23 protein-coding genes and 1 pseudogene are annotated in these 25,462 nt (G+C 72.1%); 13 read left to right on the forward strand and 11 right to left on the reverse strand.

Features of this window, described 5'->3' with window-relative positions:
* Positions 1–6: 6 nt before the first annotated feature.
* The 8 genes and pseudogenes from ACIGXP_RS29920 to ACIGXP_RS29955 all read right to left on the reverse strand — a co-directional run bounded on the left by ACIGXP_RS29920 (position 7) and on the right by ACIGXP_RS29955 (position 7,806).
* Positions 7–1,074, reverse strand: a complete 1,068-nt coding sequence (locus ACIGXP_RS29920; protein WP_363218094.1) for a polyprenyl synthetase family protein — start codon at positions 1,072–1,074, stop codon at positions 7–9.
* A complete protein-coding gene (locus ACIGXP_RS29925) occupies positions 1,071–2,432 on the reverse strand; it encodes a cytochrome P450 (protein ID WP_399773578.1) in 1,362 nt (453 codons plus the stop codon). Before ACIGXP_RS29925 ends, ACIGXP_RS29920 begins: the two co-directional genes overlap by 4 nt.
* Before the next feature lie 72 nt (positions 2,433–2,504).
* On the reverse strand, positions 2,505–3,740 hold the full coding sequence (locus ACIGXP_RS29930; RefSeq protein ID WP_399773580.1) for a cytochrome P450: 1,236 nt from the start codon (positions 3,738–3,740) through the stop codon (positions 2,505–2,507).
* A gap of 74 nt (positions 3,741–3,814) precedes the next feature.
* A pseudogene (locus tag ACIGXP_RS29935) lies at positions 3,815–4,502 on the reverse strand (efflux RND transporter permease subunit); the annotation flags it as partial.
* Between the two features lie 66 nt (positions 4,503–4,568).
* On the reverse strand, positions 4,569–5,246 hold the full coding sequence (locus tag ACIGXP_RS29940) for a response regulator (RefSeq protein ID WP_399773583.1): 678 nt from the start codon (positions 5,244–5,246) through the stop codon (positions 4,569–4,571).
* A complete protein-coding gene (locus tag ACIGXP_RS29945) occupies positions 5,243–6,508 on the reverse strand; it encodes a sensor histidine kinase (protein ID WP_399773585.1) in 1,266 nt (421 codons plus the stop codon). Before ACIGXP_RS29945 ends, ACIGXP_RS29940 begins: the two co-directional genes overlap by 4 nt.
* Before the next feature lie 195 nt (positions 6,509–6,703).
* On the reverse strand, positions 6,704–6,982 hold the full coding sequence (locus tag ACIGXP_RS29950) for a hypothetical protein (RefSeq protein WP_363218089.1): 279 nt from the start codon (positions 6,980–6,982) through the stop codon (positions 6,704–6,706).
* 32 nt (positions 6,983–7,014) lie between these two features.
* Positions 7,015–7,806 (reverse strand): PspA/IM30 family protein, encoded by a 792-nt coding sequence (locus tag ACIGXP_RS29955; protein WP_363218088.1) that lies wholly within the window; start codon positions 7,804–7,806, stop codon positions 7,015–7,017.
* Between the two features lie 246 nt (positions 7,807–8,052).
* On the opposite strand from ACIGXP_RS29955, the gene ACIGXP_RS29960 reads away from it, so the two are divergent.
* The 3 genes from ACIGXP_RS29960 (at position 8,053) to ACIGXP_RS29970 (ending at position 10,594) form a co-directional block, all read left to right on the forward strand.
* Positions 8,053–8,679, forward strand: coding sequence for a DUF3043 domain-containing protein (locus ACIGXP_RS29960; RefSeq protein WP_363218087.1), 627 nt, complete (start codon positions 8,053–8,055; stop codon positions 8,677–8,679).
* Positions 8,680–8,762: 83 nt separating this feature from the next.
* Entirely contained in the window at positions 8,763–9,464 is a 702-nt protein-coding gene (locus ACIGXP_RS29965) for a methyltransferase domain-containing protein (protein ID WP_363218086.1), read from the forward strand.
* 56 nt (positions 9,465–9,520) lie between these two features.
* A complete protein-coding gene (locus ACIGXP_RS29970) occupies positions 9,521–10,594 on the forward strand; it encodes a S1C family serine protease (protein WP_399773590.1) in 1,074 nt (357 codons plus the stop codon).
* Positions 10,595–10,637: 43 nt separating this feature from the next.
* Here the strand turns inward: ACIGXP_RS29970 and ACIGXP_RS29975 are convergent, their stop codons facing one another.
* Positions 10,638–10,853, reverse strand: a complete 216-nt coding sequence (locus ACIGXP_RS29975; RefSeq protein ID WP_360087886.1) for a hypothetical protein — start codon at positions 10,851–10,853, stop codon at positions 10,638–10,640.
* Positions 10,854–10,933: 80 nt separating this feature from the next.
* Here ACIGXP_RS29975 and ACIGXP_RS29980 point away from each other — a divergent pair, with 80 nt between their 5' ends.
* Complete coding sequence (locus tag ACIGXP_RS29980) at positions 10,934–12,136, forward strand: bifunctional adenosylcobinamide kinase/adenosylcobinamide-phosphate guanylyltransferase (RefSeq protein WP_399773595.1); 1,203 nt, start codon at positions 10,934–10,936, stop codon at positions 12,134–12,136.
* 92 nt (positions 12,137–12,228) lie between these two features.
* On the opposite strand, the gene ACIGXP_RS29985 is transcribed toward ACIGXP_RS29980, so the two are convergent.
* Entirely contained in the window at positions 12,229–13,212 is a 984-nt protein-coding gene (locus tag ACIGXP_RS29985; protein WP_363218083.1) for a class I SAM-dependent methyltransferase, read from the reverse strand.
* A gap of 133 nt (positions 13,213–13,345) precedes the next feature.
* On the opposite strand from ACIGXP_RS29985, the gene cobT reads away from it, so the two are divergent.
* From cobT to ACIGXP_RS30000, 3 genes are all read left to right on the forward strand, one after another.
* Positions 13,346–14,455, forward strand: coding sequence for a nicotinate-nucleotide--dimethylbenzimidazole phosphoribosyltransferase (gene cobT / locus ACIGXP_RS29990; RefSeq protein WP_363218082.1), 1,110 nt, complete (start codon positions 13,346–13,348; stop codon positions 14,453–14,455).
* Between the two features lie 121 nt (positions 14,456–14,576).
* A complete protein-coding gene (locus tag ACIGXP_RS29995) occupies positions 14,577–16,373 on the forward strand; it encodes a phosphatidylglycerol lysyltransferase domain-containing protein (protein WP_399773598.1) in 1,797 nt (598 codons plus the stop codon).
* Between the two features lie 24 nt (positions 16,374–16,397).
* A complete protein-coding gene (locus tag ACIGXP_RS30000) occupies positions 16,398–17,150 on the forward strand; it encodes a hypothetical protein (RefSeq protein ID WP_399773600.1) in 753 nt (250 codons plus the stop codon).
* On the opposite strand, the gene ACIGXP_RS30005 is transcribed toward ACIGXP_RS30000, so the two are convergent.
* Complete coding sequence (locus ACIGXP_RS30005) at positions 17,090–17,854, reverse strand: hypothetical protein (protein WP_399773603.1); 765 nt, start codon at positions 17,852–17,854, stop codon at positions 17,090–17,092. The genes ACIGXP_RS30000 and ACIGXP_RS30005 overlap by 61 nt on opposite strands.
* A gap of 60 nt (positions 17,855–17,914) precedes the next feature.
* On the opposite strand from ACIGXP_RS30005, the gene ACIGXP_RS30010 reads away from it, so the two are divergent.
* From ACIGXP_RS30010 to ACIGXP_RS30035, 6 genes are all read left to right on the forward strand, one after another.
* The gene (locus ACIGXP_RS30010; RefSeq protein ID WP_399773605.1) at positions 17,915–18,700 is read left to right on the forward strand and encodes an adenosylcobinamide-GDP ribazoletransferase; all 786 of its coding nucleotides are present in this window, start codon (positions 17,915–17,917) and stop codon (positions 18,698–18,700) included.
* 75 nt (positions 18,701–18,775) lie between these two features.
* The gene (locus ACIGXP_RS30015; RefSeq protein WP_399773608.1) at positions 18,776–19,366 is read left to right on the forward strand and encodes an RDD family protein; all 591 of its coding nucleotides are present in this window, start codon (positions 18,776–18,778) and stop codon (positions 19,364–19,366) included.
* 181 nt (positions 19,367–19,547) lie between these two features.
* Positions 19,548–21,098: a leucyl aminopeptidase gene (locus ACIGXP_RS30020; protein ID WP_363218076.1), complete on the forward strand. Its 1,551-nt coding sequence runs from the start codon at positions 19,548–19,550 to the stop codon at positions 21,096–21,098.
* Positions 21,099–21,400: 302 nt separating this feature from the next.
* Entirely contained in the window at positions 21,401–22,789 is a 1,389-nt protein-coding gene (gene lpdA / locus ACIGXP_RS30025) for a dihydrolipoyl dehydrogenase (RefSeq protein ID WP_363218075.1), read from the forward strand.
* A 61-nt stretch (positions 22,790–22,850) separates the two neighbouring features.
* A complete protein-coding gene (sucB, locus tag ACIGXP_RS30030; RefSeq protein ID WP_399773611.1) occupies positions 22,851–24,632 on the forward strand; it encodes a 2-oxoglutarate dehydrogenase, E2 component, dihydrolipoamide succinyltransferase in 1,782 nt (593 codons plus the stop codon).
* A 183-nt stretch (positions 24,633–24,815) separates the two neighbouring features.
* Positions 24,816–25,439, forward strand: a complete 624-nt coding sequence (locus tag ACIGXP_RS30035; RefSeq protein WP_363218046.1) for a GntR family transcriptional regulator — start codon at positions 24,816–24,818, stop codon at positions 25,437–25,439.
* Positions 25,440–25,462: the final 23 nt, after the last annotated feature.

Consider the following 25,462-nt stretch of genomic DNA (forward strand, 5'->3'; position numbering starts at 1 on the left):
GGTCATTCACCTTTCACGATGCACGCAGGCTGCCGCCAGCGACTCCAGCTCGGTCAGCGCGGGAGGCTGGAGGCCGGCGCCGCGCAGGGCCTGGACCGCTCCGGTGTGCCGCTCGCCGATCATCCGCTCGATGACGGCGGGCGCTCCGGTCGCGCGGACCACGTCCCGCAGTTCGGCGAGGTCGTCGAGACCGAGCCACTCGGATCCGTAGAGCAGGTCCAGCCGGGCGTGCTGCGCGGGGTCCGCCATGTTCCGGGCGACCGTGATGAGCGCGGTCGGCTTGCCCTTGCGGGCGTCGTCCAGCGGCTCCTTGCCGGTCAGCTCGGGCGCGCCGAACAGGCCGATCATGTCGTCGCGCAGCTGGAAGGCCTCGCCCAGCAACAAGCCGAAGGTGTCGTACGCCGCGAGCAGCGCCTCGTCCGCGCCGGCCAGCGCCCCACCGATCTGCAGGGGATAACGGATGGTGTAGCTCGCCGTCTTGTGTCGGACGATCTTCAGCGCGTCGGAGAGGTCGCCACCCCGCGCCTCGCCGACGAGGTCGAGGAACTCCCCGTACAGCGCCGAGATGCGCAGCCGGGCGAACAGCCGGCGGGCGCGCTCGTCCTGTACCACCAGGGGGCTGTCGTGGTAGATCTCCTCCGACCAGACCAGGCAGGCGTCCCCGGCGAGCAGCGCACCGTGGTGCCCGAACGCCTGGCTCTCGCCCTGCCAGTCCTGTTCGGCGTGCCACTTGTCGAGGGACAGATGGACGGTGGGCCGGCCGCGCCGCAGATCGCTGTGGTCGATGATGTCGTCGTGGATCAGGGCCGCGGTGTGGAACAGCTCCAGCGCGGCGGCCACCGCGACGAGGTCGGTGTCGTCCGCGGATCCGCCGGCGCCCCGCCACCCCCAGTAGCAGAACAGGGGGCGGATCCGTTTGCCGCCGTTCAGGATGAAGTCCCGCAGGACCACGAGCACCTGGCGGGCCGCCGGGTCGGGCTCGTCAGTGATCCGCCGCTGCAGGAAGCACTCGAGACTCCGGTCGACCCGCGCCGTGACGGCCGCGCTTTCCGTCAGCGCGTCGGTGAGGGTCACCTGTCGCGCCTGACGACCTTCATGGGCAGCTCCCCGGGAACGAGGGCACCCATGGCGATCGGCTTCACCGGCTCGCCGGTGATGGGCTGCACGGACCAGCGCTGCAGCAGGGTCGCGAGGACGGTCTGGGTCTCGAACCAGGAGAAGGACTCGCCGATGCAGTTGCGGACACCCGCGCCGAACGGCATGAACGCGCTGCGCGGCACCTCCTTGGCCCGCTCGGGCAGCCAGCGGTCGGGGTCGAACGCCTCCGGGTTGTCGTACACCTTCGGGTCGTGGTGGACGGCGTAGATGGAGTACAGGACCTCGGTGCCGGCCGGGATGAGGTGACCGCCGAGTTCGGTGGCCTTCACGCACTTGCGGCCCAGCGCCCACACCGGCGGGTACAGCCGCAGCGCCTCCTGGATGACCCGCCGGGTGTAGTCCAGGGCGCGCAGGTCGCCGGCCTCGACCGGACGGTCGCCGACGACCTCGTCGACCTCCTCCTGCATCCGGCGCTGCACCTCGGGGTGGCGGCCGAGCAGCATGCAGGTCCAGCTCATGGCGCTCGGCGTGGTCTCGGACCCCGCCGTCAGGAGCGTCATGAACTCGTCCTGGATCTGCTTGTCGGTCATCGACTTGTTGCCCTCGTCACGCGCGGTGAAGAGGAGGTTCATCAGGTCGTCCGGCCGCTCGCCGATGCCCTTGTCCTTGGCCCGGTAGTCGGCGATGATGCGCCGCCCCATCGAGTAGAGCCGGCCGATCGCGCTGTGGAACTCCCGGCTGGACTTGTTGGGAATGCGGTCGAGCAGGCCGGGCGGAATGGCCGCGCGCTTCTCCACACCGGAAATCACGATCGGCATGGACTTGTAGACCTCGGCCACGTCCTGTTCCACCATGTCCGTGGAGAACAGTGCCTTGATGACGATGCGTACGGCGAGTTCGTAGAACATGTTGTACATGCCGACGCGCTGGCCGTCCCGCCAGGTGTCGAACACGTCGGTCGCCGACTCGCGCATCACGTCGACATACGTGGCGATCTTCTCGTGGTGGAAGGCCGGCTGCATGAGCAGGCGCTGCCGGCGGTGGAAATCACCCTCGGACAGCAGGATTCCGTTGCCGAGCAGCGGGCGCGCCTGGTCGAACTGCATCCCCTTTTCGAAGGACTTGGCCTTGCGGACGAGAATGTCGTACAGCATGTCGTGGTCGCTGACCACATAGGCCTGTTTGGTGCCGAGCCAGATCCGTACCAGGCCGCCCTGCTCGCTGACGCTCTGGAAGAACCTGAGCGGGTTGCGGAACATCTGTACGGCGTGGCCCGCGAGCGGAATGCGCCCCGGCATCGGAGGAACTGACGGTGCGGCGGTCGCGAGTGCCATGGTTCTTCTTGCCTCCGTGGGTGGGACGTAGAGGGGGGTACGTCGAGGGGATGCAGGACGGCCGGGCGCGGGTCAGGACCAGGTGACGGGCAGCTCGGCGAGGCCTCGGAAGACGAATCCGCCCGGCAGGTACCGGGGCTCGAAGCCGTCCGCGAGGCGCAGTCCGGGCAGCGCCTCCACCAGCGTCTGCAGGGCGATCTGCGACTCCAGGCGGGCGAGGGAGGCTCCCACGCAGAAGTGGATGCCGTGGCCGAAGCCGAGGTGGCGCGGCGGGCCCTGCCGGTCGAGGCGGAAGGTGTCGGGGTCGTCGACCCACTCGGGGTCGCGTCCGGCGGCGGCGAACATCACGCGCAGCCTGGCCCCTTCGGGGACCTCGGTGTCGCCGACCCGCAGGGCCTTGGTGGCGACGCGAGGCGCGCCCTGCACCGAGGAGTCGAAGCGCAGCGCCTCTTCCACGGCGGCGGGGACCAGCTCCGGGTCCTTGACGATCTGCTCCCACAACGCGCGGTCGCGCAGCAGCTGGTGGACCGCGTTGGAGATCAGGTTGGTGGTGGTCTCGTGCCCCGCCGCGATCATCACGCGCAGGGCGACGACGGCGTCCTCGACCGTGCACACCGGGTCGTCCGCGTCGGCGGCCCGCACCAGTTCGGTGAGCAGGTCGTCGGCGGGCTCCTGGCGGCGCTGCTCCAGCAGGCCGAGCACGTACTTCTCGTACGTCACCACATTGCCGGCGCAGTGCACCTGCTGCTCCGGCGGCAGCGGGACGACCTGCAGGGCGAGCCACTCGTTGTTCCACTGCTTGACCGTGGCCCGGTCCTCCTCCGGGATGCCGATGATGTCGCAGATCACCGTCATCGGAAGCGGGTAGGCGAATTCCTGGAGGAGATCGCAGCCGTCCTTCGCCGTGATGTCGGCGACGAGCCGCTTGGCTATCTCCCGGATCGACGCCTCACGGCGCCGCAGGGCGCGCGGGGTGAAGTACTCGCTGATGAGATTCCGGAACCGGGTGTGGGCGGGCGGGTCCACGTTGTAGAGGGCGACCCGGAAGAACAGGGAGTCGTCCAGGATCTCCTTCGCCTCCGGGCAGAAGGGATAGGAGCCGTCGAGGTTGTAGCGGCTCGTGAAATGCTCGTGGTCCCGCTGGACGGCCTCGATTTCCGCGCGTCCGGTGACGATCCATTCGTCCAGCGCGGTCTGGTGGGCGACCGGCTGTTCCTTTCGGGCGCGCGCGAATGCCGCGTAAGGACACGCGGTGTATTCCGGCGACATGGGGTCGAAGAGTTCTGCGGCGGAAGGGTCGGGCGACATCGGGAGCGCTTTCCTCCTGTATTCGGGCGGTCGCCGACCGCCGGTGGCGGCAGGATCTCGCCCGCACGATCGGATTAAAGGATCACCGACCGGCGATACGGGTGTCTTCCGCCGAGAGGCCAGGATCCGCGTGCCCGGCCAAAGACGAGGAGGTGCGGTTTCCTGGTCGCCGGACCAGGAAGCCGCACCTCCGTGAGAGCCGCCCGCGGGCCGCTGCACCCCTGCGGGCTCCGCGTCCGCGGCGTGGACGTGATCAGGCCGCCGATGGCGACCACCGCGAGAGGCTGGGCGATGAAGCCGCCCTCGCCGGTGACACCCAGGGCCATGGGAAGCAAGGCGAAGATCGTCGCCGGCGCCGTCATCAGGATGGGGCGGAGGCGGTGGCGGCCGCCCTCGATCACCGCGTCCACGACGCCGTAACCCTGTCCGCGGTACTGGTTGATCAGGTCGATCAGCACAATCGCGTTCGTCACCACGATGCCGATCAGCATCAGCATGCCGATCATCGCCGGGACGCCCCTCGGGGTGCCGGGGGGCGACCAGCAGGCCGATCGCGCCCGTCGCCGCGAACGGGACGGAGACCAGGAGGATCTTCGACCGGAGCTCGGTGCCGATCGCGCCCGTGTTGTCACCCGTCGGCCCGGCCGTGACGGTGGCGGAGCGCCGGCCGTCGATCCGGGTCAGCGACACCGGACCGTCCACCAGCTTCACCGTGGCGATGTCACCCGGCTTCACCGGGCCGAGGCGCAGCGCCTTCAGCTCCTTGTCCCGGCCCTGCTCAGCCCGCAGTACGCCGGGGTGGAGACCCGCAGTACGCCCGGGTGGAGATCAGTCCATCCGCGGACGCACCAGCCCCGACTCGTACGCGATCACCACGAGCTGTGCCCGGTCGCGCGCGCCCAGCTTGGCCATGGCCCGGTTGACGTGCGTTTTCACCGTCAGTGGGCTGACCTCCAGGCGCTCGGCGATCTCGTCGTTGGAGTGGCCGCCGGCGACCTGGACGAGCACCTGCCGCTCCCGGCCGGTGAGCGCGCCGAGCCGCTCGGAGCGGGCGGGGTCGCGGCCGTCGTCGTCGCCCTGGGCGAGGAAGCGGGCGATCAGGCCCTTGGTGGCGGCGGGAGACAGCAGGGCCTCACCGCCCGCCGCGACCCGGATGGCGTTGAGCAGCTCCTCCGGCTCGCTGCCCTTGCCGAGGAAGCCGGAGGCACCCGCGCGCAGCGCCTGGACCACGTAGTCGTCCACCTCGAAGGTGGTCAGGATGACCACGCGGACCTCCGCCAGGGAGGGGTCGGCGCTGATCAGCCGGGTGGCGGCGAGCCCGTCCGTGCCGGGCATCCGGATGTCCATGAGGACCACGTCGGCGGCCTGCTCCTTGGCCAGCCGGACCGCCTCGGCGCCGTCGGCGGCCTCCCCCACGACCTCCATGTCGGGCTCGGAGTCGACCAGTACCCGGAACGCGCTGCGCAGCAGTGCCTGGTCGTCGGCGAGCAGGACACGGATCGTCATGCGGGCTCCCCCGGGGCCGTCGTACGGGTCTCCGTACGGCTCTCGGTACGGGTCTCGGTACGGGTCTTGAGGGGCAGGATCGCATGGACGCGGAAGCCGCCGCCGAAGCGGGGTCCGGTGGTGAGGGTGCCGCCGACGGCCGTGACCCGCTCGCGCATGCCGAGCAGTCCGTGCCCGCCGCCCGCCCCGGGCACCCCGGCCGCGCCCGCCCCGTCGTCCAGCACGGTCACCTCCATGTGCGTCCCGACCCGGACGACGCTGACCTCGGCCCTGGCCTCGGACCCGGCGTGCTTCTGCACATTGGTCAGGGCCTCCTGGACGATCCGGTAGGCGGCCAGGTCGACGGCGGCGGGCAGTTCGGTGCCCTGGTCGGCACGGGCCACGTGTACCGGCAGTCCCGCGTTGCGGAAGGTGGCGGCCAGCTCCTCCAGGCGGCTGAGGCCGGGTGCGGGCTCGGTCGGTGCCTCCGGGTCACCGGACTGCCGCAGCAGTCCGACGGTGGCGCGCAGCTCGTCGAGCGCGGACCGGCTGGCCTCCCGGACGTGGGCGAGGGCCTCCTTGGCCTGGTCGGGCCTCTTGTCCATGACGTGCGCGGCGACCCCGGCCTGCACGTTCACGAGGGCGATGTGATGGGCGACGACATCGTGCAGGTCCCGGGCGATGCGCAGCCGCTCCTCGGCGACGCGGCGGCGGGCCTCCTCCTCGCGGGTGCGTTCGGCTCTCTCGGCGCGTTCCCGGATGGCCTGGACGACCGCGCGCCGGCTGCGTACGGCGTCCCCCGCGGTGGCGCCGATGCCGGTCCAGGCGAGCACGCCCAGGTTCTCCTGCGCGTACCAGGGCAGCGGGCCGCCGAGCATGGCGGCGGCCGTCAGCACGGTCATGGTGAGCAGGCCGACGCGCCAGGTGGTGGTGCGGTCGGTGGTCGCGGCGACGGTGTACAGGGCGATGACGGCGGACATCGTGACCGGGGCGCGTGGGTCGCCGGTGACGCACTCGATCACCGAGAGGGCGCCGGTGGTGGCGAGGACGGTCTTGGGGGCGCGGCGGCGGAGGACGAGCGCTACCGCGGCGAGGAGCATGAGCAGGAGGCTGAGGGGGTCGGGGGTGCGGACGCCCCAGGTGACGCCGTGCGCTCCGCGGGGGACGACGAACGAGCCGGCGACCATGCACACGAGGGCGCCTGCGGCGATGGACGCGTCCAGGGCCCAGGGGTGGGCCTTGAGGCTGCAGCGGGCGCGGTCGAGCGTGCGGGCGGTACTCACGGGTGAACAGTACGGGTGCCGTGCGGTGCCCTGTACTGGTGCCGGTCGGGGGTGGGACCGGGCGCTGCTCGCTGAAGGTGCCTCCCCCGGAGGGGGTACCCCAGCGTCCGCCTGTGCCGCCCCGGGGGCGCGGGGAACTGCGCGATCAGGCGTCGGCGGCCCGCAGTCCGCGGGCCGCCCGAGCCGGCCGGGCTCTCACCCGGGGATCAGCCCGTCGTCGCTGAGCATGTCCCGGACCTCCTCCAACGACGCGTCGGCCGACGGCAGGATCAGCTCCGAGGGTTCCAGCGAAGCGTCCGGCAGGGGCCGGCCCAGCTCACGGACCTTGTCCAGGAGGGCGTGGAGGGTGGCGCGGAAGCCGGCGCCGTCGCCGCTCTCCATCGCGGCCAGCAACTCGTCGTCCAGCTTGTTCAGCTCGACGAAGTGGGAGTCGTCCAGCTGCACCTGGCCCTCCCCCATGATCCGTACGATCACGTCGGCCTCCTCGGCTCGGGTCCCGGCCCGGGCTACTGCTTGTCGAAGCGCGGGGTGTCCTGCGGCTGCTGCTGGGTCTGCCCCTGGCCCGTGCCGCCCTCGATCGCCTGCTGCGGGGAGCCTCCGGCCAGCTCGGCCTTCATGCGCTGCAGTTCCAGCTCTACATCACTACCACCGGACAGCCGGTCCAGCTCGGCCGCGATGTCGTCCTTGGCCATGCCGGTCGGGTCGTCCAGGGCACCGGAGGCGAGCAGCTCGTCGATCGCGCCGGCGCGGGCCTGGAGCTGCTGCGTCTTGTCCTCGGCGCGCTGGATGGCCAGGCCGACGTCGCCCATCTCCTCGGAGATGCCGGAGAAGGCCTCGCCGATGCGGGTCTGGGCCTGGGCGGCGGTGTAGGTGGCCTTGATGGTCTCCTTCTTCGTCCGGAAGGCGTCGACCTTGGCCTGCAGGCGCTGGGCCGCGAGGGTGAGCTTCTCCTCCTCGCCCTGGAGGGTGGCGTGCTGCGTCTCCAGGTCGGTGACCTGCTGCTGGAGCGCGGCGCGCCGGGACAGCGCCTCGCGCGCCAGGTCCTCGCGGCCGAGCGCGAGCGCCTTGCGGCCCTGGTCCTCCAGCTTGGTGGACTGCTGCTGCAGCTGGTTGAGCTGGAGTTCCAGACGCTTGCGGCTGGTGGCCACGTCGGCGACGCCGCGGCGGACCTTCTGCAGCAGCTCCAGCTGCTTCTGGTACGAGTAATCGAGGGTCTCGCGCGGGTCCTCGGCCCGGTCAAGGGCCTTGTTCGCCTTCGCGCGGAAGATCATCCCCATACGCTTCATGACACCGCTCATGGGCTTCGCGCGCCCCCTTCTGACGGACTCCAGCTCACAGATCCTGCGACAGGACCCACAGTACGGGCCCTGACTCCATTACCGCACTGTTCGGGGAGTGATGCGCTCATCCCCGAGGACGACTGCGGACGCCACCGCTCCGGCGTGAGGAGTAGGTGATCCCCCACCCGCCCGCACCGGAACGCCCCCTCTGTCCCCCTACAGACGTCCGGTGTTGCCGGATCGTTCCCGGCCGGGCTGGGGTCCATGCCGGTGCAGCCCTTACCCTTGGGTTTTGTGTTCCGTAGCCGTGCCAAGGACGAGAAGGCTCCCGCCGACAAGACGGCGGTAGACCTCTCCAAGCAGCCCCGTGACCCGCAGGCCCCGAAGGGCAGGCCCACGCCCAAGCGCAGTGAGGCCCAGTCCCAGCGGCGCAGCGTGGCCCATACGCCGACCACCCGCAAGGAGGCCGCGAAGCGTCAGCGCGAGGAGCGGCGCCAGGCCCTGGAGCGGCAGCGCCAGGCGCTGGCCAGCGGGGACGAGCGCTACCTGCCCGCCCGGGACAAGGGTCCGGTCCGCAAGTTCGCCCGCGCCTGGGTGGACTCGCGGTTCAATGTGGCGGAGTTCTTCCTGCCGCTCGCCGTGGTGATCCTCGTGCTGAGCGTGGTGCGGGTGCCGGCGATCCAGTCGACCGCGCTGCTGCTGTGGCTGGTGGTGATCGTGCTGATCGTGGTGGACGCGGCGATCAGCGGGTTCCGGCTGAAGAAGCGGCTCGCGGAGCGCTTCCCGGACGAGAACACGCGTGGCGCGGTGGCCTACGCCCTGATGCGGTCCCTGCAGATGCGCCGGCTCCGGCTGCCGAAGCCGCAGGTCAAGCGCGGAGAGCGGCCCTGAGCGCAGAGGCTTTCACCGGGGGTGCGGCCAACGCGTGGCTGAGCAGGCTGGGCAGGCTGCGTGATGTCGTACGGCAGGAACTGGTGGCCCGGCAGCTGGACGAGCAGATAGCCGGGCGGTTCCCGGTCGGGCAGCGGCTGCGGGTGCTCGACGTGGGCATGGGCCAGGGCACGCAGGCGCTGCGGCTGGCCCGGCTCGGCCATCGGGTGACCGGCGTCGAGCAGGACCCGACCATGATCGCCGCCGCGCGTGAGGCGCTGGCCGCCGAGCCGGAGGGCATCCGCGAGCGGGTCCGGCTGGTGGAGGGCGACGGGCGGGACACCGGTGTGCACTTCCTGCCGGGCAGCTTCGACGTGGTGCTGTGCCACGGGGTGCTGATGTACGTGGAGGAGCCCGACCCGCTGGTGGCCGGCCTGGCGAGGATGCTCGCCCCTGGCGGACTCCTCTCCCTGCTGGTGCGCAACGGCGACGCACTGGCCATGCGCGCGGGCCTCGCCGGTGACTGGGCGGGCGCGCTGGCCGCCTTCGACACGACCGCCTACCGGAACCGTCTGGGCCTGGACGTCCGCGCCGACCGGCTCTCCGCGCTCACCGCCACGCTCGCCGGGATCGCGGCCCCGCTGCACGCCTGGTACGGCGTCCGGGTCTTCACGGACACCGCGGCGGACGACGCGCCGATCCCGGACGACCTGGAAGCCCTCCTCGCGGTCGAGGAGAGGGCCGGGCGCACGGACCCCTACCGCGGGGTGGCGGCGCTGCTGCACCTGTGCGGCGTACGCGGCTGAGACCGTTCGGGGGAACAGCGCGGGCCGGGTGATCACCGCCCGGTGAGACTCGGGGCATGGACGCTTCCCTCACCCGTGCCCTCCGGAAGGCCGTGTCCGCCGTCGCGCCGGTCTGCTGCGCGGCCCTCGCCGTCGGCTGCACCGGCTCCTCCGCTCCGGCCGTCCAGGACACCGCCGCACCGGCACGGACGGCCGTGCTGCCGGCCGTGAACGAGCTGCAGGCCCAGTACCAGAAGGTCATCAAGGAGGTCCTGCCGTCGGTCGTGCAGATCCAGGCCAGCCATGACCTGGGTTCCGGGGTGGTGTACGACGACAAGGGGCACATCGTCACCAACGCACACGTGGTCCAGTCGGAGAAGACGTTCCAGGTGACCACGGCCAACAACGAGGAGCCGCTCACCGCGCGCCTGGTGTACTCCTACCCCGAGCAGGACCTGGCCGTGATCAAGCTGGACAAGGTGCCGGCCGGGCTGAAGGCGGCTCAGTTCGGCGACTCCGAGAAGGTGGAGGTCGGCCAGATCGTGCTGGCCATGGGCTCGCCGCTCGGGCTGTCCTCCAGCGTGACCCAGGGCATCGTCTCGGCGACCGGGCGGACCGTCAGCGAGGGCAGCGCGGGCGGGGGTACCGGCGCGACGATCGCGAACATGGTGCAGACCTCGGCCGCCATCAACCCCGGCAACAGCGGCGGCGCGCTGGTGAACCTCGCCGGGCAGGTCATCGGCATCCCGACGCTCGCCGCCGCCGACCCCGGCCTCGGGGGCAGCGCGGCGGCCGGCATCGGGTTCGCCATCCCCGCGTCCATGGTGAAGACGGTCGCCGGCCAGATCGTCAAGAACGGCAAGGTCGTCGACTCCGGGCGGGCCGCGCTCGGTATCACCGCGCGGACGGTCGTCGACGACCGCTACCAGCCCGCCGGGGTCGCGGTGGTCACCGTCAGCAGCGGCGGCGCGGCCGACCGGGCGGGCCTGCGCCCGGGCGACATCATCACCAGGCTGGGTGACCACTCCATCACCACCATCACCTCCCTCTCGGAGGCGCTGGCGACGGACAGGCCGGGCCAGCGGATGACAGTGACCTTCCAGCGGGACGGGGCCGTACGAACGGCGGAGGTGACGCTCGGCGAGCAATGAGAAAGCGGGGGTACGGCCCCGAGCCGTACCCCCGGGCCCGGGCCTACGCCTCCATGGCGGCGTGCAGGCTCATCGGTCCGTAGATCTCGGTGTTCTCCTCGAACAGCCGCACCTGGTCGGCCCCGCCCTCCAGCAGCGCCTTCCAGTGCTCCCCGATCCAGGATTCGGCATCCCCCTGGGTGGTGAACTCCTCGGGCTGCACCGCGGGCTGGACCTCCGTCCCGTCGGCCTTCTCGAACCGCCACGTCCATGCCGTCATGTGGGCCTCCTTGTGATCCAACACCTGCCGGAAGACTAGCCGGAAGCGCAAGACCTGATCGGACGGGCGAAAATCGATCCGTGGACGTGACTCTGCTCGGTACCGGCGCCCCGGCCGGACTGCCCCGGCCCGACTGCCCCTGCGCCGCCTGTGCGACCGCGCTGGGGCCCGACGCGCGGGCGGCCACGGCCGTGTTGGTGGACGGGGCGCTGCTGCTCGATCTGACGCCGGGCGCGGCGTTCGCGGCGGCGCGGGCCGGGCATTCGCTGGCCGGGGTGCGGCAGGTGCTGCTGTCCCATCCGCACCACGGGCCGGTGGTGGAGGTGCCGGCCGGACTGCCGCAGCCCGGGCGGGTTCCGGACGGGCGGGAGTTGGCGGTGCTGACGGGGCATCGGGTACGGGCGATGGCGATGGACGCGGGCGGCACCGGATACGACGTGACCGGCCCGGACGGCCGGCGGCTGCTCTACCTGCCGCCCGGCGGGGCCCCGGCCGGTCTGGAGGAGGCGACGGCGGAGTCGTACGACATGGTGCTCGCGGACGTCGTGGGCCGCCCGGACGCGCTGGCCCGGCTGCGGGCGGTCGGCTCCGCCGGGCCGACCACGGACGTGCTCGCCGTCCACCTCGACCACGACGTGCCGCCCGGTCCGGAGTTGCGGCGCCGGCTGGCGGCGGCCGGGGCGCGGGCGGTCGCCGACGGCACGACGCTGACCGTCGGCGCGTACGAGGACGTACCGGACGTGCCGCGCCGGACGCTGGTGCTGGGCGGGGCGCGCTCGGGCAAGTCGGTGGAGGCCGAGCGGCGTCTGGAGACCTTCCCGGACGTGCTGTACGTGGCGACCGGCGGGACGCGGGACGGGGACGGCGAGTGGGCGCAGCGGGTGGCTCTGCACCGGGAGCGGCGGCCGGGGTCGTGGCGTACGGCGGAGACGACGGACCTGGTGCCGTTGCTCCGCGAGGACGGGCCGCCGCTGCTGATCGACTGTCTGTCGCTGTGGCTGACGGACGTCATGGACTCCGTGGGGGCGTGGGACGACGCGGAGTGGGCGGGGGGCGGTGAGAAGTCCCTGCGGGAGCGGGTGCGGGAGCTGGCGGACGCGGTGCGCGGTACTCGGCGGACCGTTGTCGCCGTGTCCAACGAGGTGGGGTCGGGGATCGTGCCGGCGACTGCCTCCGGCCGTCGGTACCGGGACGAACTGGGGCGCCTGAACGCGGCGTTCGGGGCGGAGTGTGAGCAGGTGCTGTTGGTTGTCGCCGGTCAGGCTCTGGTGCTCCGGGGCTGAGTGGGCGCCCGGTGCCGGTGCGGGCCGGGGCCGGGGCTGTATCGCTGTGCGGCTCCGCCGCGTGGGCGCGACCAGCCACGACGCACCCGCGGTCAGCCGCGGTCCTTGCGGGCCACGATCCTGTACGCGTTGGAGAACGCGGTGCGGCGGAACAAGGGCGCCAGGATGTGGTCCACGGCCGACGCCAGGTCCAGCAGGGGCGCCGCGACGATCCTCAGCAGCAGATGGGGAGCCGAGGCCAGGGCGACGGCGCCTGCGAGGTCGTAGGGCACATGGGGGTCCGTGCGGTCGATCACGAGAACGGTGCAGCCCAGGGACTCCAACTCGGCGCGCAGATTGGCCAGAGGCATCAGGTGCAGGTGGCGGGGCTGGCCGTACGGCAGCCAGAGCCTGCCGAGCAGCGCGGCGAACGCGCAGCGCGGGTCGGCGACTTCCACGACGAGGTGGCCGCCGGGGCGGAGGACCGTCAGGGCCGCGCGGAGTTCGGCGCGCGGGTCGGGCGCGTGCTCCACATGCCGGAACATGCTGACCACGTCGTAGCGGGCGCGCAGCCGGGCCGCCATTCCGGGGGTGGAGAGGTAGCCGCGGTGGGCCTCCTCGACCCGCTCCTCCAGCTGGGCCTGCTGCACCCGGGCCGTCGGGTCCAGGCCGTCGAAACTCGTGTACGGGAAGAACTCCTTCGCCGCCTCGGGGAAGCGGGCGTGGCCCGTGCCCACGTCCAGCCAGCTCTCCGCCTCGGCCAGCGCCGACAGCCTGCGGGCGGTGGCGCGGTGCCGGCGCCGGACCGCCTCGGCGGACAGGATCCGGGCGGTGAACTCCTCCAGGTGCCGTTCGTAGACGTCCCGGTGGAAGAAGGTGAACCCTTCCGCCGTGAGCCGGGGGTTCTGGAAGACGTGGCCGCACTCACGGCACCGGTCGACGGCGAACCTGCCCGGCCGGTGTCGCAGGGGGTCCCTCGCGCGCACCCGGGTGCGCAGCTTTGCGGAGCCGCACCAGGGGCAGTTCTCGCGGCGCGGCTCAAGAAACGGGTCGGCCGACCGCGGGAGGGTCGTCGGCGTGAAAGGCGAGGTCGGCATGGACGGCTCCCTGTGCGACATTCCGCTGCAAACCGGAACGTATGGGATCCCGATCTTGGGTGCAATGACGTCGTGGGGGTGTGGTGGTGATGTGGCGCGGAAGCGTGCGTTCTCTGGCGGTACTGTTCGGCGAATGAGCAGGCTTAATCTGGACGACTTCACCGATCTGATCGAGCGCCCGGACGGGGGCGTGCGCCGCGACGCCGAGGCCCGGCGGGAGCGCCAGATCGTGCCGCCCGGGGCGCTGGGACGCCTCGACGAGCTGGGCGAGTGGCTGTCCGCCGCGCAGAGCGCCGTACCGGTACGGACCGTGGAGCGGCCGCGGGTGATCCTCTTCGCCGGTGACCACGGGGTCGCCGAGCTGGGCGTCTCGGCGCGTCCCGCGGGCAGCGCGGAGCAGCTGGTGCGGGCGGTGCTGGAGGGCGCGAGCCCGGTGTCCGTGCTCGCGCGGCGGCAGGAGGTGCCCGTACGGATCGTGGACATGGCCCTGGACTGCGCGCCCGACGCCTTCCCGGAGGACGTCGTACGGCACCGGGTGCGCCGCGGCAGCGGCCGTATCGACATCGAGGACGCGCTCACCCTCGACGAGGCGGAGGCGGCGCTGCGCGCGGGCGTCGCGGTCGCCGACGAGGAGGCCGACTCGGGTACGGACCTGGTGGTGCTGGGCGACATCAGCGTGGGCGGGACCACGGCCGCGGCGGTGCTGATCGCCGCGCTGTGCGGGACCGACGCGTCGGTGGTGACCGGGCGGGGCGGGCTCGCGATCGACGATCTGGCGTGGATGCGCAAGTGTGCGGCGATCCGGGACGCGCTCAGGCGGGCGCGGCCGGTGCTCGGGGACCAGCTGCAGCTGCTGGCGACCGTGGGCGGGGCGGACCTCGCGGCGATGACCGGGTTCCTGCTGCAGTGCGCGGTGCGGAAGCTGCCGGTGATCCTGGACGGGGTCGTGGCCGCCGCGTGCGCGCTGGTCGCGCAGCGGGTCGCGTTCCGGGCGCCGGACTGGTGGCTGGCCGGGCACGACAGCGGGGAGCCGGGGCAGGCCAAGGCGCTGGACCGGATGGCCCTGGAGCCGCTGCTGGAGCAGGGCGTGAAGGTCGGCGAGGGCGCGGGCGCGCTGCTGGCGCTGCCGTTGGTGCGGGCCGCGGCGGCGCTGGCCGCCGAGCTTCCCGAGCAGGAGCCGGAAGAGTCCGAGAAGGAGTCGGCAGAGCTTTTCGAGAAGGAACCGGAACACACGAACGAGTAGGCGTGTTCCGGTCGGTCCGGCACCCAGGACGTGCCGGCCGGGTCGGCGGTGGAACAGCGCGCACGCCACGGAGACCGGAAAAGTACGGTTGGTCAGGGCAGCACCCATATCATCCTGCCCCATGGGAGATGCCCGAATTGCCGTGCGGCTGCAGGCCGAGCCGGGGCGCACGGGTGAGGAGGGGCGGCGGTCCACCGGGGCCTCCCGGCGGGCCGCCGCCTTCGCCGTCTGGTATCTGCGGACCGTCGCCTTCATCAACTTCCTCAGCGCGGTCTGGGTCTCGCTCGGCCGGGACGTGCGCCGGCACAACCAGGACGACTTCTTCACCCCGTACCTGTTGACGGCCGGCTTCGCCTCGGGCGTCTTCACCGCGTTCCTGGCCATCACCATGCGGCGCAGAAAGCGGGCCGCCTGGATCCTCAACCTCGTGCTCAGCGGCTCCTTCCTCGCCCTGTTCGCGCTGGCCATGGCCTTCCCCGACATCCAGCGGTACGCACAGAACTGGATCTCGCTGGGCCTCACCGCCGCATTCGTCGCCGCGCTGCTGGTGGGCCGCCGGGAGTTCTACGCCAAGGGCGACCGGTCCAACCCGCGGCTGGCGGCGACGGTCGCCGTGGGCGGCGGGCTCATCGCCAGTCTGCTCGCCGGGCTGCTGGTGACCGTCACCAACCAGGCGCCGGACGCGGCCCGTTCCACCTTCCTGGAGCGCTGGCACTACGGCACCCTGCGCCTGGTGTCGGTGGCCGCAGAGGAGTCCCGCTTCCAGGGGATCGACCCACCGAACTGGGCCAACGTCGCCGTGAACGTGCTCAGCACGGCCCTCGTCCTCGCCGTGCTCTACGCCGCCTTCCGCTCCCGGCGCGCCGTCGACCCGCTCACCGAGGACGACGAGAAGCAGCTGCGGGCCCTGCTGGAGCGGCACGGCGAGCGGGACTCGCTGGGCTACTTCGCGCTGCGCCGGGAGAAGAGCGTGGTGTGGTCGCCGACCGGGAAGGCGGCCGTCGCCTACCGGGTGGTCGGCGGGGTGAGTCTGGCCTCCGGTGATCCGCTCGGGGATCCGGAGGCCTGGCCGGGCGCGATCGCGCCGTGGCTGGCCGAGGCGCGGGCACACGGCTGGATCCCGGCGGTGATGGGGGCGAGCGAGGAGGCGGGCACCGTCTACGCCCGGCACGGGCTGGACGCCCTGGAACTCGGCGACGAGGCGATCGTGGAGGTCGCCGACTTCACACTGGAGGGCCGGGCGATGCGGACGGTCCGGCAGGCCTGCAACCGGGTGAGGCGCGCCGGGTACGAGGTGCGGATCCGGCGCCACGAGGACATCCCCGCGGACGAGATGGCGTATCTCGTGGGGCGTGCGGACGACTGGCGGGACGGGGCGACCGAGCGCGGGTTCAGCATGGCGCTCGGCCGGCTCGGGGACCCCGGCGACGGACGGTGCGTGATGCTGGAGTGCACGGACGCCGAGGGCCGGCTGCGCGCGCTGCTGTCCTTCGTGCCGTGGGGGCCGCACGGGCTGTCCCTGGACCTGATGCGCCGCGACCGGGACTCCGACAACGGACTGATGGAGTTCATGGTCATCGAACTGCTGCGGCGCGCCGACGAGATCGGGATCACGCAGGTGTCACTGAACTTCGCGATGTTCCGTTCGGTCTTCGAACGTGGCGCGCGCCTCGGTGCCGGTCCGGTGCTGAGGCTGTGGCGCTCGCTGCTCAGCTTCTTCTCGCGCTGGTGGCAGATCGAGTCGCTGTACCGCGCCAACGCCAAGTACCGGCCCATCTGGGAGCCACGGTTCCTGCTCTTCGAGAAGAGCGCGGACCTGCTGCGCATCGGCCTCGCCTCGGCCCGCGCGGAAGGCTTCCTGGAGGCGCCGGGACTGCCGAAGTGGCTGCACCGCAGGCACCTCGGCACGCACAGATGACCGTACGGGGATGAGGAACGCTTGATGGGAACGCTCGCCCGCTGGGCGCGTGAGGAGTGGGGTCTGCTGTACGTCACCGTACGGCAGGCCCTGCCGAAGCGGCGCCTGCGGGCGGTCCCGATGACGCTCGGTGCGGTGTGCCTGACGGCCCTGCTGCAGCATGTGCAGAACCAGTCGTGGGGCTACCAGCTCGTGCTGAACGCGGGCGGCGTACGGGCCGAGGACCCGCTGTGGCTGGCCCTGTTGCGCACTCCCCTGTCGCTGTTCGTGCCTGCGCTGGATCTGCCGGTGTGGGGCGCGCTCGCGCAGATCCTGCTGGTGTTCGGGATCGCCGAGATGTGCATCGGCTGGTGGCGGACGCTGGCCATCGCCTACGTCGCCACGCTCGCCGGCACGCTGTACGCACGCATCGGCATCACGCTCGGCACGCACGCCCCGTTCGGGTTGCCGTGGACGGACGCGCAGGTGGTGGACACCGGTCCGTCGGCGGCGGTGGTGGGGCTCGCCGTCTTCGTGAGCTGGCGGTACGGCGCCTACCTCACCTCGGGCGCGGTGACGTTGGCGATGGTCGTCGAGGTGCTGCTCAAGGAAAACCTGGCGGGCAAGGAACACCTGGCCGCGCTGATGGCCGTGGGGATGCTGTGCCTCGCGGTGGCGCTGCGGCACCGCCGCGGGCAGGGGCTGGGGCGGGCGTACGGCCGCCTGCTGCAGCGCGGTCAGCGGCCGCCGGGCAACCGGGCCGGGCGCGGGTCGGGCTTGCCGCCGATCCAGTCCTGAAGGGCGCGGCGCGGCCGGGCCCAGCGGCGGTCGTGGCGGTAGGCGCGCAGGGCCGCCTTGGCGCGGGCGCGGGGGCGGCGGCCGTAGCAGCGGCGGGCCCACGGGGAGCCGGGGCGGGCGAGCCGGATCGCACCGACGAGCGCGACCAGCGGCACGATCACACCGAACACCGCGGTGCGGGCCTTGCCCTTGCTCAGGGCCACGAGGGAGAGCAGGAAGTTCCCGGCGATGTTGGAGATGACCGTACCCCGGTCGGCCAGTTCCTGCTGGGACAGGTCGTTCACACCGAACGGTGCGAAACCGGCCAGCAGCAGCCCGACGATCGCGGCGGTGAGCACGACGACCTCGACGCTCTTGCGGCCCTCCTCGGTCCAGTAGACGTCGTCCAGGTGCAGGATCAGTGCGAACTCGTCCAGGACCAGACCGGCGCCCGTCCCGAACAGGACGGCGGCGACGGCCCCGCCCGTACCGTGCCGGTCGCTGGCGACCGCGCCGAATCCGCCGACGAGGGTGAGGACGACCCCGGGGACGACGTGGTGGATGTGCAGCCCGCCCGCCTTGACGTTGCCGAACGGGCCCTTGCCGACCCGGATCAGCCGGGTGATCACCCGGGTGATCATGAAGGTCAGCAGGAAGGCGGCGAGGGCGAGCAGCAGCGGGAGTTTGCCCGGTTCGGCGATGTTCCGTACCCACCAGTGCCCCATATGCGCACCATATCCCCGGGCGCGGACGACGGCTCCGCGACCGCCGGATAACCTTCGCCGGTGCTCAAGTCCAGTCCTCTCGACGGCCTCCGCTTCGCCTTCGGCACCCTCACCGTGCTGCCCGTCCGGGTGCACCGCTGGGACCGGCAGGCCGCACGCGGCGGCATGCTGGGCGCCCCGGTCGCCGGGCTGGTGGTGGGCGCCTGCGCGGCCGGACTCGGACTGCTCCTGCTCCTTCTGGGCGCCGGTCCGCTGCTCGCCGCCGTCGCCTCGGTCGCCGTACCCGCCGCCCTGACCCGCGGGCTGCACCTCGACGGCCTCGCCGACACCGCCGACGGGCTGGGCAGCGGCAAGCCCGCGGAGGACGCCCTCAGGATCATGAAGCAGTCGGACATCGGCCCGTTCGGGGTCCTCACCCTCGTCCTGACCCTGCTGGCCCAGGTCGCGGTCCTGGCGCAGTTGTACGGCGACTCCTGGGCCCGGGGCGCACTGGCTGCCGTGGTCTCGGCCGTCGCGGCCCGGCTGGCCCTCACCCTCGCCGCCCGAGCAGGGGTCCCGGCCGCCCGGCCGGAGGGGCTGGGCGCAGCGGTGGCCGGGGTGGTGCCGGTGGCGGGGGCGGCGGCGGCTGCGGCGGCGGTCGTCCTCGGTTCGGCCGCGGGGGGTTGGGCCTGGGGCCCGTACGGTGCCGTGCGCGCGGCGGCCGCGGTACCGCCGGCTCTCGTAGCCGCCGAACTCCTGCTGCGCCGCTGCGTGAGGCGCTTCGGCGGAGTCACCGGGGACGTCTTCGGCGCGCTGGCGGAGACGGCCGCGACGACCGCCCTGGTGGTCCTGGCACTGGGTGGCTGAGGCGCGCCTCCTCCCCCGTCGGCGCTAAGCTCTTCGCCCGCACACGGACAAGAGAGTTGCATTCGGGGGAATTCCGTGCTGAAGCTGCGCCGCTTCACGGCCTGGTCCATAGACTTCGCACTTGTTGTCACGGCAGCCACCGTGCTGGCCGTCCTCACCTTCCACAGAGTCACCGCGCTGGTGACGGACGTGCCCGAGTTGGCGACGAAGGGCGGCCTCGACCTCGTCACCTCGCGCGGCGACGTCATCGGCGCCTCCGAGCACCTCGGCCTGTCCCTCTGGGACAAGGTGGTGCTGGACGTCGAGGAGGCCTTCGGCGCGCTCGTCCTCGTCACGTTCCTCTACCAGTGGGCCTGCCTCACCTGGCTCGGCCGCACCCTCGGCAAGGGCCTGCTCGGCCTCCAGGTCACTCCACGGCTGTCCCGGCACGCCCTGCGCCGGGCCGCGGTCAGCACCGCCGCCGACGTCGCGGTGTACGCGCTGGCCTGTGTGCTGCTGATCGAGGGGCACTTCGCGCTGTCGGTGCTGGTGTGGGCGGTCGCGGTGGTGCTGTTCCTGGTCAACGCGCTGACGGTGTTCTCCCCCGGCCGCCGCTCCCTCGCCGACCGGCTGGCCGGCACCTCGGTCGTGGGCGCGTTGAGTGGCCACCGCGCCACACGCGGGTGAACACCCGAAGGAATGAGCGAACGGGCACACGCGCGTAGTCTCGTCCCGGGTGTTCGCCGACAGGGTGAAGGCCCCGGTGGCCACCTGCGCCCACGCATGGACCTAGGGTCGGCTCTCGGGCCCGGTCGACCCACCCCATTTCGGCCAAGCAACTTCACATCGGAAGCGAGATTTCACCACCGTGACTGCTCTGACTCTCAGCACCGCCGCGGCGCCCGGCCTGCGGGCCGACGCGATCGTGATCGGTGTCGCCAAGGGTGCCCAGGGGCCCGTCGTCGCGCCGGGCGCCGAGGCCGTGGACAAGGCGTACGACGGCAAGCTGGCCGGCCTTCTGGAGACCCTCGGCGCCTCGGGTGCCGAGGGCGAGCTGACGAAGCTGCCCGCTCCGGCCGGCTTCAAGGCACCGCTCGTCGTGGCGGTCGGCCTGGGCGCGGAGCCGGACGCCAAGAGCGAGAACGCGGACGGCGAGGGCTACGACGCCGAGGCGCTGCGCAAGGCCGCCGGTGTGGCGGCCCGGGCGCTGGCCGGCTCGAAGAAGGCCGCGTTCGCGCTGCCCGTCGACAGCCCGGGCGCCGTCGGCGCGATCAGCGAGGGCATCCTGCTCGGCGCGTACTCCTTCGACGTCTACAAGGAGAACGCCAACGGCAAGGACGCCAAGGCCAGGAACGGCAAGGCGCCGCTGGCCGAGGCCGCGGTGCTCGGCGGCAAGCCGCGCGACGCCGCCCACAAGGGTGCCGTCGCCCGCGCCGTCGCGGTCACCGAGGAGATGAACCGCGCCCGCGACCTGATCAACACCCCGCCGAACGACCTCACCCCGGCCATCTTCGCCGGCCTCGCGCAGACCGCGGCCAAGGAACACGGCATCAGGGTGCAGGTGCTCGACGACAAGGCCCTGGCCAAGGGCGGCTACGGCGGCATCCTGGGCGTCGGCGGCGGTTCCGCGGCCACCCCGCGCCTGGTGAAGCTGTCGTACAAGCACCCGAAGGCCGAGAAGCACCTCGCCTTCGTCGGCAAGGGCATCACCTACGACTCGGGCGGCATCTCGCTGAAGCCGGCCGGGCACAACGAGACGATGAAGTGCGACATGAGCGGTGCCGCCGCCGTGTTCGCCGCCGTCGTCGCCGCCGCGCGGCTCGGCCTGGAGGTCAACGTCACCGGCTGGCTGGCGCTGGCCGAGAACATGCCGTCCGGTTCCGCCGTGCGCCCGGGTGACGTGCTGCGCATGTACAGCGGCAAGACCGTGGAGGTCCTCAACACCGACGCCGAGGGCCGGCTGGTGCTCGCCGACGCGCTGTGGGCGGCCTCGCAGGAGAACCCGGACGCCATCGTGGACGTCGCGACGCTCACCGGCGCGATGATGCTGGCGCTGGGCAGCCGGACGTTCGGGGTCATGGCCAACGACGACGCGTTCCGCTCCGCGGTGTTCGAGGCGGCGGAGGAGGTCGGCGAGCCGGCCTGGCCGATGCCGCTGCCGGAGCACCTGCGCAAGGGCATGGAGTCCCAGGTCGCCGACATCGCGAACATGGGCGAGCGGATGGGCGGCGGGCTCGTCGCGGGTCTGTTCCTGCGCGAGTTCGTGGGCGAGGGGATCACCTGGGCGCACCTCGACATCGCCGGGCCGGCGTTCAACGAGGGCGGTCCCTTCGGTTACACCCCGAAGGGTGGCACCGGCTCCGCCGTGCGGACGCTGGTGCGGCTGGCCGAGCTCACGGCTGCGGGTGACCTGGGCTGACTCGCTGAAGGCTCGGTCCGTTCCGTAGTGCGGCTCCGCCGCGTGGGGGTGTTCGCGCCCGCGCGGCGGAGCCGCATATCGGACACAGCCCCGCGCCCCTTGCTCACGCGCGCTTCGTTTTCAGCTGTACGTGGGGTGTCTCACACCCCAGCCCGGCGTCTCGTCCGCCTCGAACAAGTGCAAAGATGGAGCCCGGCAGGACAGGGCCCCCACCGAAGGGCCGAAGCATCAAGCGGCCGGACACCAGCCGCCTGCCGGTCATCGGAGACCGGCGTACGGCGCACATGCATGGAGGACGTGACGTGGCGAACGACGCCAGCACCGTTTTCGACCTAGTGATCCTCGGCGGTGGTAGCGGTGGTTACGCCGCGGCCCTGCGCGGGGCGCAGCTGGGCCTGGACGTCGCCCTGATCGAGAAGGACAAGGTCGGCGGCACCTGCCTGCACCGGGGTTGCATCCCCACCAAGGCCCTGCTGCACGCGGGCGAGATCGCCGACCAGGCCCGCGAGAGCGAGCAGTTCGGTGTGAAGGCGACCTTCGAGGGCATCGACGTCCCGGCCGTCCACAAGTACAAGGACGACGTGATCTCGGGCCTGTACAAGGGTCTGCAGGGTCTCATCGCGTCCCGGAAGGTGACGTACATCGAGGGTGAGGGCCGGCTGTCCTCCCCCACCTCCGTCGACGTGAACGGTCAGCGGATCCAGGGCCGCCACGTCCTGCTGGCGACCGGCTCCGTGCCGAAGTCGCTGCCGGGCCTGGAGATCGACGGCAACCGGATCATCTCCTCCGACCACGCCCTCGTCCTGGACCGCGTGCCGAAGTCCGCGATCATCCTGGGCGGCGGTGTCATCGGCGTCGAGTTCGCCTCGGCGTGGAAGTCCTTCGGCTCGGACGTCACGATCATCGAGGGCCTGAAGCACCTCGTCCCGGTCGAGGACGAGAACTCCTCGAAGCTTCTTGAGCGCGCGTTCCGCAAGCGCGGCATCAAGTTCAACCTCGGCACCTTCTTCCAGAAGGCCGAGTACACCCAGGACGGCGTCAAGGTCACCCTCGCCGACGGCAAGGAGTTCGAGGCCGAGGTGCTGCTGGTGGCCGTCGGCCGCGGGCCGGTCTCGCAGGGCCTGGGCTACGAGGAGGCCGGGGTCGCCATGGACCGCGGCTACGTCCTCGTCGACGAGTACATGCGCACCAACGTCCCGACCATCTCCGCGGTCGGTGACCTCGTCCCGACGCTCCAGCTCGCGCACGTCGGCTTCGCCGAGGGCATCCTGGTGGCGGAGCGTCTGGCCGGTCTGAAGGTCGTTCCGATCGACTACGACGGTGTCCCGCGGGTGACGTACTGCCACCCGGAGGTCGCCTCCGTCGGCATCTCCGAGGCCAAGGCCAAGGAGATCTACGGCGCGGACAAGGTCGTCGCTCTGAAGTACAACCTGGCGGGCAACGGCAAGAGCAAGATCCTGAAGACCGCGGGCGAGATCAAGCTCGTCCAGGTCAAGGACGGTGCCGTGGTCGGCGTCCACATGGTCGGCGACCGCATGGGTGAGCAGGTCGGCGAGGCCCAGCTGATCTACAACTGGGAGGCGCTGCCGGCCGAGGTCGCCCAGCTCATCCACGCCCACCCGACGCAGAACGAGGCGCTCGGCGAGGCCCACCTGGCGCTGGCCGGCAAGCCGCTGCACTCCCACGACTGAGCCTTCGGTCAACGGGCGCGACGACACAGACTTCCGCAATTCGTTAGGAGCAACCGAAACCATGGCGGTTTCCGTAACCCTTCCGGCGCTCGGTGAGAGCGTCACCGAGGGCACTGTCACCCGCTGGCTGAAGGCCGAGGGCGAGCGCGTCGAGGCCGACGAGCCGCTGCTCGAGGTCTCGACCGACAAGGTCGACACCGAGATCCCCTCGCCGGCCGCCGGTGTGCTGGCCTCCATCAAGGTCGCCGAGGACGAGACGGTCGAGGTCGGCGCCGAGCTGGCCGTCATCGACGACGGTACCGGCGCCCCCGCGGCCGCCCCGGCCCCCGCCGCCGCCGAGGCCCCGGCTCCGGCTCCGGCCGCTCCGGTGGCTGAGGCCCCGGCCCCCGCCCCGGCCCCCGAGGCCCCCGCCGCTCCGGCCGCTCCGGCCGGTGGCGCCGAGGGCACGGACGTGGTCCTGCCCGCGCTCGGTGAGTCCGTCACCGAGGGCACCGTAACCCGCTGGCTGAAGTCGGTCGGTGACTCCGTCGAGGCCGACGAGCCGCTGCTGGAGGTCTCCACCGACAAGGTCGACACCGAGATCCCGGCGCCCGCCTCCGGCGTGCTGCTGGAGATCGTGGTGAACGAGGACGAGACCGCCGAGGTCGGCGCCAAGCTCGCCGTCATCGGCGCGCCCGGTGCCGCCCCGGCCGCCGCTCCGGCTCCGGCCGCGCCCGCCCCGGCTCCCGCCGCCGCTGCCCCGGCCCCGGCCGCCCCCGCGGCTCCGGCCCCCTCCCCGGCCCCGGCCCCCGCTCCGGCCCCCGCCGCTCCGGCCGCGCCCGCCGCTGCCGCCCCGGCTCCGGCGCCCGCTCCGGCCCCGGTCACCCCGACCGCCGCGCCCACCTCCCCGACCGCCACCCAGGCGACCGACGAGGGCGCGTACGTGACCCCGCTGGTGCGCAAGCTCGCCGCCGAGAACGGCGTCGACCTGGCCACCGTCAAGGGCACCGGCGTGGGCGGCCGTATCCGCAAGCAGGACGTCATCGCCGCCGCCGAGGCCGCGAAGGCCGCCGCCGCTCCGGCTCCGGCCGCCGCCGTCGCTCCGGCCGCCGCGAAGAAGGCCCCGGCGCTGGAGGTCTCCCCGCTGCGCGGCCAGACCGTCAAGATGCCCCGCATCCGCAAGGTCATCGGCGACAACATGGTCAAGGCGCTGCACGAGCAGGCCCAGCTGTCGTCGGTCGTCGAGGTCGACGTCACCCGCCTGATGAAGCTGCGCGCCCAGGCGAAGGACTCCTTCGCTGCCCGTGAGGGCGTCAAGCTCTCGCCGATGCCGTTCTTCGTCAAGGCCGCCGCGCAGGCGCTGAAGGCCCACCCGGTCATCAACGCCAGGATCAACGAGGCCGAGGGCACGATCACCTACTTCGACGCCGAGAACATCGGTATCGCGGTGGACTCCGAGAAGGGCCTGATGACCCCGGTCATCAAGCACGCCGGCGACCTCAACATCGCGGGCATCGCCAAGGCCACGGCGGAGCTGGCGGGCAAGGTCCGCGCCAACAAGATCACCCCGGACGAGCTGTCCGGCGCGACCTTCACCATCTCCAACACCGGTTCGCGCGGCGCGCTGTTCGACACGATCATCGTGCCGCCGGGCCAGGTCGCGATCCTCGGCATCGGTGCCACGGTCAAGCGTCCGGCCGTCATCGAGACCGAGGAGGGCACGGTCATCGGTGTCCGCGACATGACCTACCTGACCCTCTCCTACGACCACCGCCTGGTCGACGGCGCCGACGCGGCCCGTTACCTGACGGCGGTCAAGGCGATCCTGGAGGCGGGCGAGTTCGAGGTCGAGCTCGGCCTCTGACTTCCCTGATCGGACCGCAGTACGGCGCCCCGTCCGGAGCTTCTCCGGGCGGGGCGTTTCGTGTTTGTCGGCACACGTTGCGTGTAAGGCTCGTCTCACCTGCGCAAAAGCGGCCCCACACCTCCTACCCGCGGAGCGAACGCGCCGTATTGTCTAACCGTCAGCCCTCCCGAAGGAGCCCTCATGACCGCGCCCGTCGTCCACTCGCTGCGCGAACAGATCCGCGAGCACATCGTGGAGGGAATCGTCAGCGGGCGCTGGCAGCCGGGCGAGCGCATCGTGGAGCGCCGTATCGCCACCGAGCTGGAGGTCAGCCAGACCCCGGTCCGCGAGGCCCTGCGCGAGCTGGAGTCCCTCCGCCTGATCGAGTCGGCCCCCAACAAGGGCGTACGCGTCCGCAATCTGACCGCGGCGGACCTGGAGGAGAGCTACCCCGTCCGGGCCGGCCTGGAGGCCATCGCGGCGGAACTCGCGGCCGACCGTCTCGCCGAGGACTGCTCGGCCCTGGAGCCGCATGTGGCAGCGCTCTACGACGCCGACCGCAACGCCGACGGCACGGCCCAGGTCCGCCACACCGTCGGCTTCCACCGCGAGCTGGTCCGGGCCGCGGACAACTCGGTGCTGCTGCACACCTGGGAAGGCCTCGGTATCGAGGTGTTCACGGCCCTGTCCATCCGCTGGCTGGGCACGGTGCAGCAGTCGTACGCGGAGGAGCACGAGGAGCTGGTGCAGGCGTTCAAGCGCCGGGATCCGCGGATCGCGGAGCTGGTGAAGGCGCACGTCCTGGGCTGCGCGCCGCGCCCTTGATCGCACCCGAGCATCCCCCCGCT

The sequence above is a fragment of the Streptomyces sp. NPDC053069 genome, assembly GCF_044546895.1.
Classification (GTDB): domain Bacteria; phylum Actinomycetota; class Actinomycetes; order Streptomycetales; family Streptomycetaceae; genus Streptomyces.